This is a genomic window from Actinoplanes sp. NPDC004185 (genome assembly GCF_053603475.1).
In genome coordinates this window covers 149,312-166,687 of sequence record NZ_JBSGFR010000002.1, presented here as the reverse complement: position 1 = coordinate 166,687, position 17,376 = coordinate 149,312, and the positions used below count along the sequence as shown (strand labels likewise).

Annotated in this window: 15 protein-coding genes and 2 pseudogenes; 8 read left to right on the top strand and 9 right to left on the bottom strand. The window is 71.5% G+C overall.

The genetic code is table 11. From position 1 onward, the window contains the following. Positions 1–34 precede the first annotated feature (34 nt). The 3 genes from ACWEOZ_RS02905 (at position 35) to ACWEOZ_RS02895 (ending at position 3,931) form a co-directional block, all read left to right on the top strand. The gene (locus ACWEOZ_RS02905) at positions 35–2,404 is read left to right on the top strand and encodes an immune inhibitor A domain-containing protein (RefSeq protein ID WP_451909236.1); all 2,370 of its coding nucleotides are present in this window, start codon (positions 35–37) and stop codon (positions 2,402–2,404) included. A gap of 108 nt (positions 2,405–2,512) precedes the next feature. After that, positions 2,513–2,992: a hypothetical protein gene (locus ACWEOZ_RS02900; protein WP_451909057.1), complete on the top strand. Its 480-nt coding sequence runs from the start codon at positions 2,513–2,515 to the stop codon at positions 2,990–2,992. An 18-nt stretch (positions 2,993–3,010) separates the two neighbouring features. Beyond that, positions 3,011–3,931 (top strand): alpha/beta fold hydrolase, encoded by a 921-nt coding sequence (locus ACWEOZ_RS02895; protein WP_451909056.1) that lies wholly within the window; start codon positions 3,011–3,013, stop codon positions 3,929–3,931. A 43-nt stretch (positions 3,932–3,974) separates the two neighbouring features. On the opposite strand, the gene ACWEOZ_RS02890 is transcribed toward ACWEOZ_RS02895, so the two are convergent. Both ACWEOZ_RS02890 and ACWEOZ_RS02885 read right to left on the bottom strand, forming a co-directional pair. Beyond that, on the bottom strand, positions 3,975–4,340 hold the full coding sequence (locus tag ACWEOZ_RS02890) for a hypothetical protein (RefSeq protein ID WP_451909055.1): 366 nt from the start codon (positions 4,338–4,340) through the stop codon (positions 3,975–3,977). Continuing rightward, positions 4,337–5,269, bottom strand: a pseudogene (locus ACWEOZ_RS02885) (SseB family protein); the annotation flags it as partial. The gene ACWEOZ_RS02890 and the pseudogene ACWEOZ_RS02885, both read right to left, overlap by 4 nt. 817 nt (positions 5,270–6,086) lie before the next feature. Between ACWEOZ_RS02885 and ACWEOZ_RS02880 the strand changes: the two are divergent. Then, positions 6,087–6,314 (top strand): hypothetical protein, encoded by a 228-nt coding sequence (locus ACWEOZ_RS02880; RefSeq protein ID WP_451909251.1) that lies wholly within the window; start codon positions 6,087–6,089, stop codon positions 6,312–6,314. Between the two features lie 1,409 nt (positions 6,315–7,723). Here ACWEOZ_RS02880 and ACWEOZ_RS02875 read toward each other — a convergent pair. The 3 genes and pseudogenes from ACWEOZ_RS02875 to ACWEOZ_RS02865 all read right to left on the bottom strand — a co-directional run. After that, a pseudogene (locus tag ACWEOZ_RS02875) lies at positions 7,724–8,128 on the bottom strand (SseB family protein); the annotation flags it as partial. A gap of 252 nt (positions 8,129–8,380) precedes the next feature. After that, positions 8,381–8,674 carry a WXG100 family type VII secretion target gene (locus ACWEOZ_RS02870; RefSeq protein WP_360550923.1) on the bottom strand — a complete coding sequence of 98 codons (294 nt, stop codon included), beginning with the start codon at positions 8,672–8,674 and terminating at the stop codon, positions 8,381–8,383. Between the two features lie 24 nt (positions 8,675–8,698). After that, positions 8,699–9,022 carry a WXG100 family type VII secretion target gene (locus ACWEOZ_RS02865; RefSeq protein ID WP_451909235.1) on the bottom strand — a complete coding sequence of 108 codons (324 nt, stop codon included), beginning with the start codon at positions 9,020–9,022 and terminating at the stop codon, positions 8,699–8,701. A gap of 313 nt (positions 9,023–9,335) precedes the next feature. On the opposite strand from ACWEOZ_RS02865, the gene eccE reads away from it, so the two are divergent. The 3 genes from eccE to rarD all read left to right on the top strand — a co-directional run bounded on the left by eccE (position 9,336) and on the right by rarD (position 12,781). Then, the gene (gene eccE, locus ACWEOZ_RS02860; protein ID WP_451909054.1) at positions 9,336–11,198 is read left to right on the top strand and encodes a type VII secretion protein EccE; all 1,863 of its coding nucleotides are present in this window, start codon (positions 9,336–9,338) and stop codon (positions 11,196–11,198) included. Between the two features lie 161 nt (positions 11,199–11,359). After that, a complete protein-coding gene (locus ACWEOZ_RS02855; RefSeq protein ID WP_451909053.1) occupies positions 11,360–11,743 on the top strand; it encodes a phage holin family protein in 384 nt (127 codons plus the stop codon). A gap of 90 nt (positions 11,744–11,833) precedes the next feature. Then, positions 11,834–12,781: an EamA family transporter RarD gene (rarD, locus tag ACWEOZ_RS02850; protein WP_451909052.1), complete on the top strand. Its 948-nt coding sequence runs from the start codon at positions 11,834–11,836 to the stop codon at positions 12,779–12,781. Positions 12,782–12,794: 13 nt separating this feature from the next. Here the strand turns inward: rarD and ACWEOZ_RS02845 are convergent, their stop codons facing one another. The 3 genes from ACWEOZ_RS02845 to ACWEOZ_RS02835 form a co-directional block, all read right to left on the bottom strand. Further along, positions 12,795–13,499, bottom strand: coding sequence for an anti-sigma factor family protein (locus tag ACWEOZ_RS02845; RefSeq protein ID WP_451909051.1), 705 nt, complete (start codon positions 13,497–13,499; stop codon positions 12,795–12,797). Next, positions 13,496–14,011, bottom strand: coding sequence for a sigma-70 family RNA polymerase sigma factor (locus tag ACWEOZ_RS02840; protein WP_212989641.1), 516 nt, complete (start codon positions 14,009–14,011; stop codon positions 13,496–13,498). The genes ACWEOZ_RS02845 and ACWEOZ_RS02840 overlap by 4 nt, the downstream gene beginning before the upstream one ends. 91 nt (positions 14,012–14,102) lie before the next feature. After that, entirely contained in the window at positions 14,103–14,897 is a 795-nt protein-coding gene (locus tag ACWEOZ_RS02835; RefSeq protein ID WP_212989640.1) for an IclR family transcriptional regulator, read from the bottom strand. 153 nt (positions 14,898–15,050) lie between these two features. On the opposite strand from ACWEOZ_RS02835, the gene ACWEOZ_RS02830 reads away from it, so the two are divergent. Continuing rightward, complete coding sequence (locus ACWEOZ_RS02830; RefSeq protein WP_451909050.1) at positions 15,051–16,262, top strand: MFS transporter; 1,212 nt, start codon at positions 15,051–15,053, stop codon at positions 16,260–16,262. Between the two features lie 85 nt (positions 16,263–16,347). Here ACWEOZ_RS02830 and ACWEOZ_RS02825 read toward each other — a convergent pair whose 3' ends face one another. Further along, entirely contained in the window at positions 16,348–17,340 is a 993-nt protein-coding gene (locus ACWEOZ_RS02825; protein WP_451909234.1) for a polyprenyl synthetase family protein, read from the bottom strand. Positions 17,341–17,376 lie beyond the last annotated feature (36 nt).

Sequence of the window (17,376 nt, the reverse complement as noted above, 5' to 3'; positions counted from 1 at the left end):
ACGTCAACGGAGGTAGTACGTGCGCAAAGTAGTCGTGGGACTACTCGGTGCCGCAATGGTCAGCAGTGCCGGGATCATGCTCCCGGCCGCGGCGATGGCGGCCCCTCCGGTGGACCCGGCCCCGGCGACGGCCAGCAAGAAGGCCCCCGTGGACGAGCTGCCCAACCCGTTCGAGGACAAGCGCCGCGAGCTGCGCCAGGAGGCCATCAACGGCATCCTCAAGGGCACGGTCAAGACGCAGCAGCGTGGTGGCAGCACCGTGGCCAAGGTCGGCAAGACGCGCGGTGGCGGCGAGACCAACCGCCGCGTCGCCAACGCCGGCCAGGACCAGTACGTCGAGCTCAGCAACGAGCGGACCGACAAGATCTTCGTGATCCTGGCCGAGTTCGGCAACGACCGGCACCCGAACTACCCGGATGTCGACAGCGACCCGCTCACCCCCGGCCCGACCACGTTCGAGGGCCCGCTGCACAACAAGATCCCCTCGCCCGACCGCTCCAAGGACAACACCACGGTGTGGCAGCCCGACTACAACCGGGCCCACTACCAGGAGCTGTACTTCGGTGAGGGCAAGGGCGTCGAGTCGCTGAAGACCTACTACGAGACCCAGTCGTCCGGGCGTTACAGCGTCGACGGCCAGGTCTCCGACTGGGTCAAGGTCAACTACAACGAGGCCCGCTACGGTCGCGACTGCGACGTCAACGGCGTCTGCACCGACACCAACATGTGGGCGCTCGTCACCGACGCCGCCAACAAGTGGGTCGCCGACCAGAAGGCCGCCGGGCGCACCGCCGCTCAGATCAAGGCCGACATGGCGTCCTACGACCAGTGGGACCGGTACGACTTCGACGGCGACGGCGACTTCAACGAGCCCGACGGCTACATCGACCACTTCCAGATCGTGCACGCCGGCGGCGACCAGTCCGACGGTGACCCGCAGCAGGGTGAGGACGCGATCTGGGCGCACCGCTGGTACGCGTACAACACCTCGGCCGGCATCACCGGCCCCGCCACCAACAAGGCGGGTGGCACGCAGATCGGCGACACCGGCATCTGGATCGGTGACTACACCGTCCAGCCCGAGAACGGCGGCCTGAGCGTCTTCGCTCACGAGTACGGTCACGACCTCGGCCTGCCCGACGACTACGACGTCTCCGGTGGCACCAACAACAACAGCGAGTTCTGGACCCTGATGGCCCAGAGCCGTCTCTCCGGCGCCGGCGAGCCCCTCGGCACGCGCCCGGGCGACATCGGTGCCTGGCAGAAGCTGCAGCTCGGCTGGCTGGACTACGAGACTGTGGTCGCGGGTCAGAAGAAGACCCTCGAGCTCGGCCCGCAGGAGTACAACAGCACCAAGGCGCAGGCCGCTGTCGTGGTCCTGCCCGACAAGGAGGTCACCACCGACCTCGGTGCGCCGTTCGCCGGCGAGAAGCAGTACTTCTCCGGCAACGACGACAACCTGAACACCACGCTGACCAAGTCGGTCGACCTCACCGGGGCCACCTCGGCGTCGTTCGACCTCAAGGGCCGCTACAACATCGAAGAGGGTTACGACTACCTCTACTTCGAGGCCTCCACCGACGGCAAGGCGTGGACCGCGCTCGACGGCACGGTCGACGGTGCCCCGCTGGGCGTCGACGGCGCTGTGCCGCCGCGTCCGGCCCTGAGTGGCGACGGTGGCGGTGAGTGGAAGAACATCAGCATCCCGCTGACCGCGTACGCCGGTAAGAAGGTGCAGGTCCGCCTGCACTACATCACCGACGGCGGTTCCTCCGCGGGCGGCTTCTTCGGCGACGACCTCACCATCACGGCGAACGGTGCCGCGGTCTCCACCGACGGTGCCGAGGGCACGCCGGAGTGGACCGCTGCCGGCTTCAGCGTCGAGGGTGACTCGATCACCGCCGATTACGACAACTTCTACATCGCCGGCAACCGCACGTACACGGCGTACGACAAGTACCTGAAGACCGGCCCGTACAACTTCGGCTGGCCGACCAGCAAGCCGGACTGGGCCGAGCACTTCGCGTACCAGCAGGGTCTGCTGATCTCGTACAACGACACGTCGTTCGCCGACAACAACGTCAACCAGCACCCCGGTCAGGGCCGCAACCTGATCGTGGACAGCCACCCGGCGCCGTTCTACAACCTCGAGGGCCAGCCCTGGCGGGCGCGCATCCAGCTCTACGACGCGCCGTTCGGCCTGACCAAGGCCGACTCCTTCACGCTGCACGTCAACGACAAGGCGAGCTACGTGCGGGGCCAGGCGGCCCAGCCGACCTTCGACGACACCAAGAAGTACTTCTACGACGAGATCCCGTGGGCCGGCGTCAAGCTGCCGGCCGTGGGCGTCAAGATCAAGGTCGTCGAGCAGAGCGGTACCTCGCTCAAGGTCAAGTTCTCCTGATCCACCGCAGCACAGCGACGCCCGGGGCCTCGGCCCCGGGCGTCGCCTTTTCTCACCCCCACGGGAACCCGCAGGGCCGGGCCCGGGTCTCACTCACGGAGGTGGGTCATGATCTCGTTTTCCCGTACGGCCGCAGCAACGTTCCTGCTCCTCACGGGCCTGACGGCATGTTCAGCCGGGTCTCCCGTGGCACCGGGCACCTCCGTGCCGGTCACGCCCGGCGGCTCGGCGTCGACGGTCGCGCCCGCACCCAGCGGCTCGGCGTCGACGGTCGCGCCCGCGCCCAGCGGCCCGTACAACTCGGTGCCCACCGGCCCCGCGCCGTCCAAGCCGGCCGGCATCCCCAAGACGCCGACGGACATCGTCCGCTCACCCGGCTGGATCGAGGGCACCATCACCCGCGGCGGCACCGGCCCCTGCTACGGCCTGGTCACCTTCGACGGCGTCGCCTACGCGATGTACTCGGACAAGGGCACGAAGCTGGCCGAAGGTGACCACATCAAGGCCGCACTGACCCCGGCCAGACTGCGCATCGACTGTGGCCCGGGCATCCCGGTGAGCATGGGTGCCATCCAGCACTTTCCCTAGGCCCGTACGCTGGATCGCATGAGTGCCCAGGTGGACGAGGCGTGCGTACTGACGGAGGGTCCCTGGACCCACCGTTTCGTCGGCGCCAACGGCAGCCGCTTCCACGTGGTCGAGGCCGGCACCGGACCGCTCGTCCTGCTGCTGCACGGCTTCCCCGAGTTCTGGTGGGCGTGGCACGACGTGCTGACCCGGCTCGCCGACGCGGGCTTCCGGGCGGTCGCTATCGACCTGCGCGGCTACGGCGCCAGCGACAAGCCCCCGCGTGGCTACGACGGCTACACCATGGCCGCCGACGTGACCGGCCTGATCCGGGCCCTCGGCGAACGCTCCGCGATGATCGTCGGAGCGGGCGCCGGCGGCATGATCGGCTGGGCCGCGGCGGCCTTCCACCCCAAGATGGTGAGCCGGCTCGTGGTGCTCGGCGCGGCCCACCCGTTGCGGCTGCGCGCGGCGCTGTTCGCCGACCCCCGCGGCCAGGCGGCCGCGAGCGCGTCGATCCTGCGGTTCCAGGTCCCCCGCTACGAGCACGTGCTGACGAAGAACGACGCGGCCATGGTCGGCGAGCTGATCGAGCACTGGAGCAGTCCGAGGTGGACCCAGACGGCCGCGTACGAGGAATACGTCGCGCGGTGCCGGGAGGCCATGCAGATCCCGCAGGCGGCGTTCTGTGCGCTGGAGGCGTACAGGTGGGTGTTCCGGTCGGCGCTGCGGTTGCAGGGCTACCGGTTCGTCAAGCTGATGCAGCAGCCGCTGGTCACCCCCACGCTGCAGATGCACGGCGAGCTGGACACGGCGGTGCTGCCCCGCACGGCGCAGGGCTCGGGCCGTTACGTGATCGCGCCGTACGAGTGGCGCCTGATCCCGGATGCCGGCCACTTCCTGCACCAGGAGGCGCCGGATCTCGTCACCGGCGAGATCCTGCGCTGGCTGAAGGCCTGAGGCCCCTCCGTGAAGTTTGCTGGGTTCTCCGCCGCGGGTCAGGTCAGACGCGGTGCTCGTAGAGCTGAGTGACCTCGTTCGCCGGCGCCCAGCCCTGGTAGACCCCGAAGTCGAACTCCTCCAGCCCCAGCTCACGAGCGACCGGCGCCCGGCCACCGGTGTACTCCAAGCGCAGCCAGTTGTCGGCCTCGGCGAGCACGATGAACGGCTCACCCCGCCACGAACACGTCGTACGGATGTAGACGAGCTCACCGAACTCACCCGGCTGAAGCACCCGCACGTAGCGACCGGGCCGCACCTCGGTGAAGCCTTCGGCGGGCTCGGGCGCATAGACCCGCACGTTCTCCCCATCGGGCGCGGCGTCGTACTCCCGGCCGTGCCAGTTGACCACGTAGCCGTCGCGCATCACCGCTCACCGACCCGGCGCCACACCGGCGCGTCACAGTCGAAGACGGCGATCAGCTGCTCGGCACCGTCGGCGATCCGCCACAACTGCGCGCCGTGCGGCAGCCGCACACTGTCCACCTTGAACTCCGCGATGACGTCCTTGCCCTCACCGGGGGCGAAACCGTTGCCCCGGAACGGTGGCCGCTCGATGACCCAGCCGTCCATGGCCCGCAATGCCTGTTCGCTCTGGCCGCCGTACGGGATGCGGTAGAGGCTGGGCCGGTGCGCCGGCCAGCGGAGCACAAAGGCCTCCTTGGCATCCGCCTGATAGGGCGAGCCGTCGTAGACCAGGCCCAGGGCGGAGAAGAGCTCGCCCGGCGTGCGCAGATGCTCGACCTCACCGGCGCGGTGCACGAACCCGGCCACCCGGTCGTAACCCCGCTCGAGGTAGTAGTCGATCTGCTCGGCCGGCACAGCCTTCTGCATGACGGTGAGCTGCGCGGTCGGCTCGGCCGGCCGCTGCGGAAGCTCGAGGGGCGCGTCGACCGGGTCACCGCCGAGCCCGGCCTCCACAGCCCAGCTGGCCAGCGCGATGACCTGCGGACCGGGATACCGGGCGCCGATCGGCGAGGTCGGATTGACCGCGAACGACCAGGCCGGATCGGGCCAGTTGCGGATCAGATCGACGAACCGGACCCCGACCGTGCGGGTCGGCTCGGCGAAATGCTCGGCGAGCCGGTCCCGGCTGGTGAAGACGACCAGGAAACGGTCCCCGTCGATCTCCTCGGTCCGGAACGCGAAACCGGACTCGCCGGGGGCGCTGCCGGGCCGCGAGTTGGGCGCAACGGGCACCAGCACGGTGGCAAGCAGCAAGGTGGAGAGGAAGGAATCGGTGCTGCCCTCATCGACGGCACGGTAGAGGTCACGCTCGACCTCGTTCGCCGGGACGAAGTCTTCCTCGAAGTCGTCCGCGGTGTCGCCGGTCATGCCCGAGGTTGTCGCGGCCGAGCCCGACCCGGCTGGACCGGTCATGCCTGGACGGCTGGCGGCCGAGCCGGTCGCGCCTGGACCGTTGGTTGCCGGGCCGGTTGCGCCTCGATCGGTCATGCCTGAGCCGGTCGTGGCTGGGCCAGTCACGCCTCGGCCTGTTGCGGCTGAGTCGGTTGTGACTGGGCCGGTCGCGGCCCGGCTGGCCGTGGCTGGGCTGGCCGTGGCTGGGCTGGTCGTCGCTGACGCCTGCGGGTCGTTGCTCGGCTGAGGGCTGGAATCATTGCGGCTGTCGGACGAGGTTTGCGGCTGCCCGGTCGACGCCTGTCCGGTCTGCGGTTGATCGTCCGGTGCGGGGAAGTCGCGGGGTCGATCGGCGGGTGCAGGGACGGCCGAGCGCTGATCGGTCGAACCCGGCGCGCCCGAACGCTGATCGGTCGAACCCGGCATGCCCGAACGCTGATCGGTCGAACCCGGCATGCCCGAACGCTGATCGGTCGAACCCGGCATGCCCGAACGCTGATCCCCGGATCCCGGCGTAGCCGAACGCTGATCAGTCGATCCCGGCGTGGTCGCCCACGGGTCCGTGGAGCCGGGCCTGGCGGACCGCTGATCTTCCGAGCCCGGCGTTCCCGGCCGCTGATCAGTCGATGCCGGCGGGATGGTGGGGCGTGCCGCTGCGGCCGGAACGGTCGTGGACCGGCCGGCACCGCCCGCGCCGGGGATGACCGGTGGGGCCAGCCCGGGCTGCGACTGGCCTGAACCACCCGGCTGATTCCCGGTGGCCGGCCCGGTCGAGGGCGCCTGGGTGGTCGACGGCTGGGTGGCCGCCGGGTTGCGGTTCCCGGCGAGCGCCTGGGCGGCCGCGGCCATGGAGGAGGGCCGTTCCTCGGGCGGCGTGACCTGGCGGCGTGGCAGACCACCCGGGCCCTTGCTCTGGTCGTCGGCACCCTGCTCCGCCCGATCCGCGGTGGCCGGCGTGGAGCTTGCCTCCTTGGCGGCAGCCTGACCGGCGAGCTTGGCGGAGACCGCGCCGTCACGCGCGGCGAGCTTGGCCGAGATCGCTCCGGCGCCGCCCACGACCGGCTGATCCGGCGTCGCGTCGTCGGTGTCCGGCGGCGGCGGGATGTGGGCGGGCAGGGGTGGCGTCTGAGCCATCGGGGTTCGCGTGGGCAGCGGCGAGTCCGGCCGCTGCGAGGCAGTCGAGGGCGCATTGCCGGAACTCGCCGGGGCGCCACCGCGGCTGCCCAGGGCGTCAAGCGCACTGGGTGCAGAAGCAGACCGTGCAGGGATGCCGGAGCTGCCGGCCCGTGCCGGGTCACTCGGGGGCAGGGTCGGTGGCCGGTAGGCAGCGGGCACATCAGCTGCGGACCCACCCGTCTGGACGGGGGCAGACCGCGCGCCGCCGCCCTGGATCGAGGACCCGCCGGGCTCCCCCGCGAACGCCCGGGGCTCCTGCACGCCGGGGCTGGCCTGATTTACGTAGCCGGCGGGCTGGTCGGGGTAGCCACCCGGCTGGGCCGGACGAGCACCGCCGGACGTGCCGAAGCCGTTGAACTGCCCGCCGGGAATGCCACCGTCCTGACCGGCCGGGGTGCCCGGCACGCGGGAGGGAAGCCCGCTCGGCAGCACGGCACCCGGCGTCCGCAGCGGCAGCCCGCCCGGACCGACCTGCCCGCCGGAACCGGCGTCGGCCGGCTGCCCAGCGGCCGAGTCGGGGTATCGGCTCCCAGCGGTGGTCCCGCCGACATATCCGGAACCCGCCGACGCCCCAGGCCCAGCCGGTCCGGCTACGGCCGCGCCACCGGACCCCGGACCACCGTAAGCGGGAGCACCCGAGGCGGCGTTGCCATGAGCCGAACGACCAGAACCCGAATCACCGGCCCCGGGATCGCCATAGGCCGAACCACCGGACCCGCGATCAACCGAACCGGATGCACCAGCACCAGACCCGCCCGGACCAGACTCGCCCGGACCAGACCCGCCCGGACCAGACCCGCCCGCGCCCGATCCGCCCGTGCCGGAACCGCCATAAGCCGAACCGCCTGGGCCCGATCCGCCGTAAGCCGGACCAGCAGGACCCGAACCGCCGTAGGCCGGACCAGCAGGACCCGAACCGCCGTAGGCCGGACCAGCAGGACCCGAACCGCCATAAGCCGGACCGCCCGAGCCCGAACCGCCATAGGGCGAGCCACCCGAGCCCGGACCGCCAGATGAGGCGTCGCCGGAGCCGGCAGCGTCAGAGCCCGAAGCACTGTATGAAGAGGCGGCCGCAGGCGCCGGGCTGCCCTGGATCGGCCCGCCGGACGCCGGAGCCGCATAGGCCGAGGCGTTGTAGCCCTGAGCCGCCGCAGTCGCCGCCAGGGTCGCTGCCGCGTGCAGGTCCTGGATGCGGCTCGGGGCGTTGCTGCCGGCCGGGCCCGGTCCACGGGTCGGCAGGCGCAGGTCACCCCGGGAGAGCTGGGCCACGAACCAGGCCGGCAGGTATCCCTCGATGGGCAGGCCGGGGTTGACCGCCAGCCACCATTCGAGGTTTGGCCAGGTGTCGGCCAGTTCCGCGTACGCGACGCGGCGGGCCGAGCCGGTGTAGTCGGCCAGGCAGGCCTGCAGCGCCGACGGCGAGGTGAAGGCAAGGACGTGCGTACGGCCGCCGGTGCTCCACGTGCCCCAGCCGAGCGGGGCGAGGCCGGCGAGGGCGTCCGCCGAGACCGGAAGGAGCAGGTCGACACCGGCGAGAATGCGGAAGTAGGACTCCTGATCGTCGGTGCGCAGTGCGTTGCGCATCGCGATCTCGGCGTCCGTAGCCGGTTCCCACTCGGTCACGTCCACCTCTCCCTTCGCGGCGAACGGGCCATCTCAACGCGTACAACCTACAAGGTCAGGCCACGATCACAATGGGCGGCTGTACGCATACAGCCGAGAAGGTGTCCAGCGGCGTCATCGGTGCCCGTCAGAGCATGATTGTGTCGCGCAGCGATACTGTCCGATGACCCGGGGTAGCCGACCTGTCCGGTGACACGGAAACGGCCGGAACGGGACGTCCCGGCCGTGCCGCGAGATGGGCGCCTCGGGGACTCAGAGGAAGCGCTTCTCCGCGTTGCTCTCGGTCGTCGCGTAGTCCTGCGCGGACTGCTCGACGGCACCCTGGATGTCGCGGAGGATGTTCTTGAGGTCGGTGGCGGCATTCGTCCACTTCAGCTGACGCTGGTGGTACGCCGTCTGGGCCTTGCCCTCCCAGGTGTCCACCAGCGGACGCGCGACGGCGTCGAGGTGGGCGAGCTTGGTGTCGAGCTCGTTGACAGCCTTGTTGATGTCGACGCCGGCCTGAGCCAGGGAACTGAAGTTGACGCGAAGCAGACCGTCACTCATGTCGTGCTCCTTTCCAGGTCGGAGTTAGAGGGGAAGGCTGACGCCGCCGCCACCGGACTTGGTCACCATGCTGGCGGCCGAGGAGTCGGAGGTCTGGTAGCCGCTGCCGGAGGTCTTGATCGACTCGGCGGTGTCCGCGAGGGCCTTGTTGAGCTGCGCGAGGTCCTGCTGGTACTGGTTCTTCACGGACTCGAACGCCCGGCCACCGCTGCCGACCCAGGCGGTCTGCAGCACGGAAAGCTCGTTCATGAGCTTGTTCAGCATTCTGGTCAGATCTTGGTTGACCTGGTCGAACTCACCGGCGACCTTCGCCATGTCCCCGGAATTTGCCTGCGTCGTCTCGGACACCCCGGACGTCACCCCGCTTTCTTGATCGTCTGTCTCGCACCGGGTCCGGTATGGATGAGTCCCGTTGGACGAGCCCTGCTGGACGAGCCCGGGTGCGCTGACGTGGCCCTCAGATTAACTGCTCCCGCACACCGGTGGGGGGCGCCCCTGAGCTGCCGTTCATTCACTGGCGTCGCTGAGGGTAACGGGCCGGACGCGGCCACGGTAGCCCCGTCGGACAACCTGTGGATATCGACGCCGCCCCCTGCTTACGCGGCGCGCGCCATACGATGAGGCCGCTCAGGCAGCGATTCAGGGAGAGGCGGGCGCGACGGTGACGGCAGACCTGGTGGGTGGCCGGGACTTCCCCGAGCTGAGCGGCGCGGGCGAGCGGCTGCCCAAGGTACGCAACCAACGTGTCCGACATGGACGATTGTTCGGTATACGCACCGGTCAGTGGGTCAGCACCCAGGTGGCAGCGGTCGCCTTACTGGTCGGCGCCCGGAACGGCCCGATCGCCCTCGCGGCCGCGGCCTTCGTGGCAATCGTGCTGCTGGCCGTGACGTGGCTGCGGCTGCGCGGTCGCTGGGCCTTCGAATGGCTCGGCACGGCGATGCGCTTCGCCGGCCGCCGGCACACCGCGCCGGCCACGGACGGTCCGGCTGCCCTGCTCGAGTTCGTCGCGCCCGGCGCCCGCATCGAGCAGACCGAGCTCGCCGGCGACCCGGCCGCGGTCATCGTCGACGGCTACGGCCTGACCGCGGTGCTGGAGCTGGGCGACCCGAACGGCCTGCTCGCCGAGGAGACGGTGATCCTGCCGTCGCCCGCGGGCCTGCTGCCGCCCACCGGCGCCGAGCACCCGCCGTGCCGCCTCCAGCTCATCCTCGTGGGGGCGCCGGCCCCGTCGCTGCGGGCCGGCGGCGGCACCCCGGCGAACTCGTACCGTCAGCTCACCGATGGCCGCCTGCTCGGCCACAGCCGGGCCTTGCTGGCCGTGCGCGTGCTGCGCGCCGAGGGCTGGCCGGAGGAGGACCTCCGACGGGCCCTGTCCGGTCTGGTGCGCAAGCTGCTGCGCCGGCTCGGCCCGACGCCGGCCCGGCCGCTCGGCGAGGCCGCGGCCCTGCGGGTCGTCGCCGAGCTGGCCCACGACGACAGCATCGGCGCGGCCCAGGAGACCTGGCCCGGCCTCCGCGTGGGCAGCCTCACGCAGGCCACGTTCCGGCTGGGCCGCTGGCCCGACCTGCGCATCGAGACCTCCCGCCGGCTGGTCGCCCGGATGCTGACCCTGCCGGCCGCCGCGACGACGGTCGCGCTCGGCGTCGGCCCACGCTCCGCCACCGGCACGGACACAGCAACCGACCTGACCGTCCGGCTCGCCGCCCCCGACACCGCGGCTCTCTCCTTCGCCACCCAGGCGCTGCGCAAGCTGCTGGCCGGCGAGCACGCCACTGCCCGGCGGCTGGACGGCGAGCACCTCGACGGCCTGACCGCCACCCTGCCGCTGGGCATCCCGACCAGTCCCGGGCTGCCCGGCCGGCCCAGCCCCGACGTGGCCCGCACCGACCTGCTCGACGACCTGCAGCTCCCCATCAGCAACGCCGGCCTGATGATCGGCAGCAACCGCAAGGGCGAGCCGGTGATCGCCCGGCTGTTCCGGCCGGAGCAGACCCGGGCGCTGCTGGTCGGCGGCGTGCGCTGCGCCCAGCTGGTGGCGTTGCGGGCGATGGCCCTGGGCGCCCGGGTGGTCGTGCAGACGGCGCGCCCCCAGGCGTGGGAGCCGTTCATCCGGGGCGCGGCGGTCCCCGGTGAGGCGATCGCGGTCATCCCGCCGGGCCGGGCCGTGGAGATCCCGCCGGGCTCGGCGCTGCACCCGCTGCTCGTGGTGGTCGACATCGGCCCGGTGGGCGCGGACAACCGCCCGGGCGCCGGCTGGCAGGCCACGCTGGTGGTCCGCGACGACTTCAGCCCGGCCGACGCCGACGCGGCGTCCCGGGCCGACCTGCTGCTCGTCCAGCCGCTGCGCCCGGAGGAGGCGACCCTCGTGGGCGCGGCCCTAGGGCTGGGCGAGGCGGCGAAGTGGCTGACCCAGATCCGCGCCGACATGGTCGGGGTGATCAACCGGCGCGCGGTCCGCTGGGCCGTGCTCTCCCAGACCCCGATCGAGGCCCAGCTGATCGGACCACCGGTGCGCGGCTGATCCAGGACCCGGCCGGCCCAGACCCGGCCGACCCAGAACCGGCTCAGCCGGTGGGCTGACCGAGCCGGGCGAGCGACGCCGGTGGATCAAGCGCAACGACCTGGACAAGATCGTGGAGTGTCGCCCCGCCGGGTGGCCCGGGCATGGCACCATCCCGTGCCATGGGCATCCTCATCCGGCTGGTCATCACCGCCGTATCGCTGTGGATCGCGACCGTGGTGATCGACGGCATCCGCCTCACCACGGACTCCCTCGGGGGTCGGGTCGGCACGCTGCTCGCCGTCGCGGCGATCTTCGGGATCGTCAACGCGGTGCTGCGCCCGATCATCAAGACCATCGGCTGCGGGCTCTACGTGCTGACCCTGGGGCTCATCTCCCTGGTCATCAACGGCCTGCTGTTCCTGCTGGTCAGCTGGATCGCCGGGCAGTTCGACCTGCCGTTCCACGTGGACGACTTCTGGCCCAGCGCGATCCTGGGCGCCCTGCTGGTCGGCGTCGTGAGCTGGGTGCTCAACATGCTGGTCCCGGACGGCGGCGACGACTGAGCCCGGCGCGGGCCGCCACCGCCCGATTGGCCTGGTGAGCTACAACATAAGCAAGGAGCGGACCCGGCGCCGGCAACTTACGGTGAGCGCATGGGCGAGGAACGGCGAGGCTATCTGTACGGCCTCACGGCGTACGCGTTGTGGGGCTTCTTCCCGATCTACTTCAAGCTGCTCGCACCCTCCCCGCCGCTGGAGATCCTCGCGCACCGGGTGATCTGGTCGGTGGTGTTCATCAGCCTCGTGTTGCTCGCCATGCGCAATCTGCGCTTCCTCGGCCGCATCGTGCGCGACCGCCGGCTGCTCGGCGGCATCACGCTCGCCGCCGTGCTGATCGGCGTGAACTGGGCAACCTACATCTACGGGGTCAACTCCTCGCGGGTGGTCGAGACGGCGCTGGGCTACTTCATCACGCCGCTGGTCGTCGTGCTGCTCGGCGTGACCGTGCAGCGGGAACGGCTGCGGTTGTGGCAGTGGATCGCCATCGGGTTCGGCGCGCTGGCCGTCGCGGTGCTGACCGTCGACTACGGGCACCTGCCGTACATCGCGCTCGTACTGGCCGCCAGCTTCGGGTCGTACAGCTTGATCAAGAAGCGGCTCGCGCTGCCGCCCGCCGAGGGCCTGTTCATCGAGTCGGCCGTGCTGGCGCTCCCCGCGCTGGGCTACCTGGGCTGGTTGAACGCGACCGGCGGCGCGGAGTTCGGGCATGTGTCGGCCTGGCACACGGTGCTGATGCTGCTGGCCGGCGTCGCCACCGCCGTACCGTTGATGCTCTTCGCCGCCGCGGCCAACCGGGTGCCGCTGGTCGGCATCGGCATCCTGCAGTACGTCGCGCCGATCCTGCAGCTCGCCTGCGGGGTGCTGCTCTTCCACGAGCCGATGCCGCCGGCCCGGCTGGCCGGCTTCGCGCTGGTCTGGGTCGCGCTGATCATCTTCACCGTGGACGGCCTGCGGGGCGCCCGGGCCGCCGCCAAAGGGAGGACGGCGGCCGCCTCAGCGGCCGCCACCGCCGAGCCGGCCACCGCGCTTCCGCCGCGCTGACGAGCGGAGCCCGTCAGGGCACGTCGTAGGAGAGCAAGGTCCGGTCATCCGTACGCACCAGCGCCAGCCGGGAGAGCGTCCCTCCGGTGAAGTGCGTCAGGCCGGACATCTTGACCTCTTTGCCGGGTGACGCCGTCCACGAGCCGAGCTGCTCGCTCTCGTCGTCCGGCCCGTACGCCATCAGCCGGATCGTGTACGGCTCGGACGCCTTGTCACCGTTGTAGAAGCAGATCAGGTTGATCCGCGTGCCGCCCCCGGCCGAGGCCAGGTTGATCCGGGCGGTCACCGGCACCCGCTCGTTCGCCGGGGTCATCGCGACCGTCGGACCGGGCACCGACGGGTCCGGCGGGGCACCGCGGCCCATCCAGAACACCGCGCCGATGCCGACGACCAGCGCCAGGCACGCCGCGGTCAGCGCCGAGCCGAGCACCCGCCAGCGGACCCGGCGGCGTTCCTCGCGCCGCGTCGACTGCGCGGCCATGACCAGGTCCGGCATGCTGTTGCGCCGGGTCCGCGGCGGCGGCAGGTCGGGGGCGAGCAGCTTGGCGAAGTCGTCGGGGTCGAGCCGGCCCAGCAGGCCGGGCAGGACAGCGATGTCAGCCACGGCTTCGCGGCAGAAGGAACAGGTGGCCAGGTGCCGCTCGTAGGCGGCGCGCTCGGCGGGCGACAGGGCGCCGAGGACGTACGCGCCGTCGTCGTGCTCGTGGTCGCATCTCATCCCGTCACCCCCATCTCGTCCAGAACCAGGCGCAGCGAACGCAGCGCGTAGTGCGTGCGCGACTTGACCGTGCCGGGCGGCACCCCCAGCCGTGCGGCGGCCTCGGCCACCGAACGCCCCTGGTAGAAGCACTCCACCAGGACCTCGCGGTGACTCTGGGACAGCCGTCCCAGGGCTTCCGCGACCGTCCAGGCCTCCACGGCCCGGTCGGCCTCGTCCGCGCTGGGCGGCGGCTCGGGAATCATGTCGGTGACCACCTCGCCCACCCGGACCGACCGGCGTCGCCAGGCGTCGATAGCCAGGTTGCGCGCGGTGGTGAACAGCCATGACCGCACCGCGCCGCGTTCCGGGTCGAGCGCTTCCGGGTAGCGCCAGGCCCGCAGCAGCGTTTCCTGCACCAGGTCCTCCGCCCGCTGCCGGTCGCCCCCGGAGAGGCGTACGGCGTGCGCGAACAGTGCTTCCCCGTGCTCGTCCTGCAGCGCCCGCAAGAGCTCGGCATCCTGATCCTCCAAGCCTGCCGACCTCCTCCGCGCGTTCCAACCCGTACTACGTGCAGTCGGGTCGGGCGGTTCAACGGAGTGGACGAGGCGGCAGTTCAGCAGGTCAGGCGGTGGCGGCGTCCCCCGCGGAGAGGGCTTCGGCGACGCTGCGGGCGGCGGCGGTGAGCTTGGCCCGCACGACCCGGGCCGAGGTCAGCATCTCGGCGGCCGGCAGGGCGCAGGCCAGCACGAGTCGGCGTTCCATGTCCCGGTCGGCGACGACGTTGACCGCGGCGCAGGCCAGGCCCTGGCGGAACTGGCCCATCTCCAGCTGCATCCCGCGGCGCTCGCCGGCGGCCAGGTCGGCCTCGAGTGCCTCCGGCGAGGTCAGCGTGGCCGGGGTGAACGCCCGCATGCCCCAGTCGCGCAGATAGCGGGCGCGCTGGTCGGCGGTGAGGGTGGCGAGCAGCGCCTTGCCGAGCGCGGTGGCGTGACCGCCCTCGTCGAAGCCGGGCACCATGTCGTCCATGAACGGCGACCGGGCGCCCTCGGCGGACGCGGTCACCGCGATCCGGCCGCCGACGAAGCGGCCCAGATAGTGGCTGTAACCGGTCTCGACCGCGGCCCGGCGCAGCGCCTCACCGACGGACGGCGGCCCGCGGAAGGCGGAGACCAGTTCACGGTACCGATCCGCGATCTCCAGACCGACGATGTAGGTGCCGTCCTCGCGACGGATCACATAGCCCTCGTACGCCAAGGTACGGACAAGGTGATACGTCGTCGCAACGGTCAGCTCGCATCGCCGAGCGATCTGTTTCACGGTGAGTCCGCGCGGGGCCCGACCCACCGATTCGAGTACACGCAAGGCGCGTGACACGCTCCGGATGAGATCTGACGGCTCCGCCAGGGGGTCGCGCACAGCCACCTCCGACGCCGGGGACTTACACCATATGAATAATCTTCCTCCGACGGAATGCCTGAAGCGTGTCGACCATGACTGATATCTACGCGACGTGTGGTCATTAACACTCACCGTCCTGGCCGGCGCCGGTCCGGGCATACTCTCCGATTGATGGCCGAACCACCGATCACGCCCGCCCGAACCGCCGCGACCAGCGCGAATGCGGTAACCCCGCGACGGGCCGTGACAAGCGCCCTCACCACCACCATCGCCTGTTCGGTTCCGGTATTCCTCGTCGGCGGTCTTGCCGTCCAGATCAGCGACGAACTCGGATTCAGCCCGGCAGGTCTGGGGCTGGCGGTCTCGGCCTACTTCGGCGCCAGCGCCCTCGCGTCCGTGCCGGCCGGCGCGCTCGTCGAACGCTACGGCTCGACCACGATCGCCCGGGCCGGCATCGCGCTGGCGGCGGCGTCCCTGCTGACGATCGCGGTCGCGGCCCGCTCACTGTGGAGCCTCATCGCGATCCTGGCCCTGGGCGCGGGCGCGAACGCCATGGGCCAGCTGGCGAGCAACACCACCTTGTCCCGGCACGTACCGGTCCGGCGGCAAGGACTGTCGTTCGGCGTGAAACAGGCGGCGATCCCGGTCAGCTCGCTGCTCGCGGGCGCGGCCGTACCCGTGGTGGCGCTGACCCTGGGATGGCGGTGGGCGTTCGTGTTCGCCGCAGCCGGCGCGGTCGCCGCGCTGTGGCTCGTCCCGGTCGAACGCGACGACGGCCGGGCGGCGAAGACAGCAGGCGGCGAACGCGCCACGGCGGCGCTGATCGTGATCGGCATCGGCGCGGCACTGGCGGCCGGCTCGGCGAACGCGCTGGGCACGTTCCTGGTCGACTCGGCGGTCGCGGACGGCATCGCGCCCGCCCCGGCCGGGCTGGCTCTGACGCTGGGCAGCGCAGTCGGGATCGCCGCCCGGATCGTCGGCGGCCGGCTGGCCGACCGCATGCCGGACCGGCAGATCAGCGTGATCGCAGCCATGCTCACGGTGGGCGCGGGCGGCCTGGCGATGCTCGCGGTGCTCAACACGGCGACGCTCATCGTGGGGGTCGTGCTGGGCTTCGGGCTCGGCTGGGCGTGGCCGGGGCTGATGAACTTCGCGGTGGTCCGGCTGCACCCGCAGGCGCCGGCGGCAGCCACGTCCATCACGCAGACCGGCGTGTATGCGGGCGGGTGCATCGGGCCGCTGGGGCTGGGGGCGCTGGCCGCGGCGGCCGGCTACCCGACGATGTGGACGGTGGCGGGGATCGCGATGGTGTGGGCGGCCGGGGCCATGGTGCTCGGGAGCCGCATGCTGCGACGGCACGCGGACCGTGCGGCGGTGGCCTGAGACGGCGGCTGACGCCCCGAACGGGCACGCCTGCGGTGTGGGCGGGGCTTGCTCACTCAGCTCGCGCGAGCGGTGCGTGAGCGGCTCAGCTGGTGCGGTCGGCGATGAAGTCGCAGAGGGACTCCATGGCCTGGCGCGGCGAGCCCTGCGGCAATGGCGCGAGCTGCGACCGGGCCTCCTCCGCGTACGTCCGGACGGTCTCGCGGGCCCGCTTCATCGCGCCGGACTCGCGGAGCAGGCCGAGCGCCTCCGCGTGCAGGGCGTCGTCGACCAGCGGCCCGGAGGAGAGCAGCTCACGGAGCCGGACGGCGGAGGCATCGGTGTCGTCGCCGGCGAGGGCGTAGAGGACCGGCAGCGTCGGGACACCTTCGCGGAGGTCGGTGCCCGGCGTCTTGCCCGACTGCACCGACTCCGACGCGATGTCGAGGAGGTCGTCGGAGAGCTGGAAGGCGACACCGATCGTCTCGCCGTACCCGGTGAGGGCCTCGACCTGCTCGGGGGTGACGCCGGAGAACAGGCCGCCGAACCGCGCCGACGTCGCCATCAGCGACGCGGTCTTCTCGGCGATGACGCCGAGGTAGTGCTCGATCGGATCGGAACCGCGCGGCCCGACGGTCTCGGCGATCTGCCCGTGCACGAGCCGGGCGAACGTCCGCGCCTGCAGCCGCACCGCCTCGGGCCCGAGCGAGGCAGCGATGTCGGCCGCCCGCGCGAAGAGATAGTCGCCGACGAGAATCGCCACGGAATTGCCCCAGCGGGCGTTGGCGCTCGGGGCACCGCGCCGCACGGTGGCCTCGTCCATGACGTCGTCGTGGTACAGCGTCGCGAGGTGGGTGAGCTCGACGACCAGGGCGGCCGGGACAATCTCGGGCCGGGTCGGGTCGCCCATCTGCGCGCCGAGCGCGAGAAGCAGCGGCCGGAACCGCTTGCCGCCGGCATCCATGAGATGCCGGGCGGCCTCCGCCACGAGCGGATCGGCACTGGCGACATTGCTGCGCAGCGCATCCTCCACAGCGGCAAGCGTCGCCGACACCGACGCGTCGACCGCAGGGTCGATGTCGAGGCCGAACGACGTCAGCGCGCTGTCCCGGGTGCTCACCACACTTTCACGATG

Bases quoted from the DNA above. Each gene is read 5' to 3' on its own strand.
- ACWEOZ_RS02855 (WP_451909053.1), top strand. From the start codon at position 11,360: ATGGGCATCCTCATCCGGCTGGTCATCACCGCCGTATCGCTGTGGATC.
- ACWEOZ_RS02830 (WP_451909050.1), top strand. From the start codon at position 15,051: ATGGCCGAACCACCGATCACGCCCGCCCGAACCGCCGCGACCAGCGCG.
- rarD (WP_451909052.1), top strand. From the start codon at position 11,834: ATGGGCGAGGAACGGCGAGGCTATCTGTACGGCCTCACGGCGTACGCG.
- ACWEOZ_RS02895 (WP_451909056.1), top strand. From the start codon at position 3,011: ATGAGTGCCCAGGTGGACGAGGCGTGCGTACTGACGGAGGGTCCCTGG.
- ACWEOZ_RS02900 (WP_451909057.1), top strand. From the start codon at position 2,513: ATGATCTCGTTTTCCCGTACGGCCGCAGCAACGTTCCTGCTCCTCACG.
- ACWEOZ_RS02870 (WP_360550923.1), bottom strand. From the start codon at position 8,674: ATGAGTGACGGTCTGCTTCGCGTCAACTTCAGTTCCCTGGCTCAGGCC.
- ACWEOZ_RS02845 (WP_451909051.1), bottom strand. From the start codon at position 13,499: ATGAGATGCGACCACGAGCACGACGACGGCGCGTACGTCCTCGGCGCC.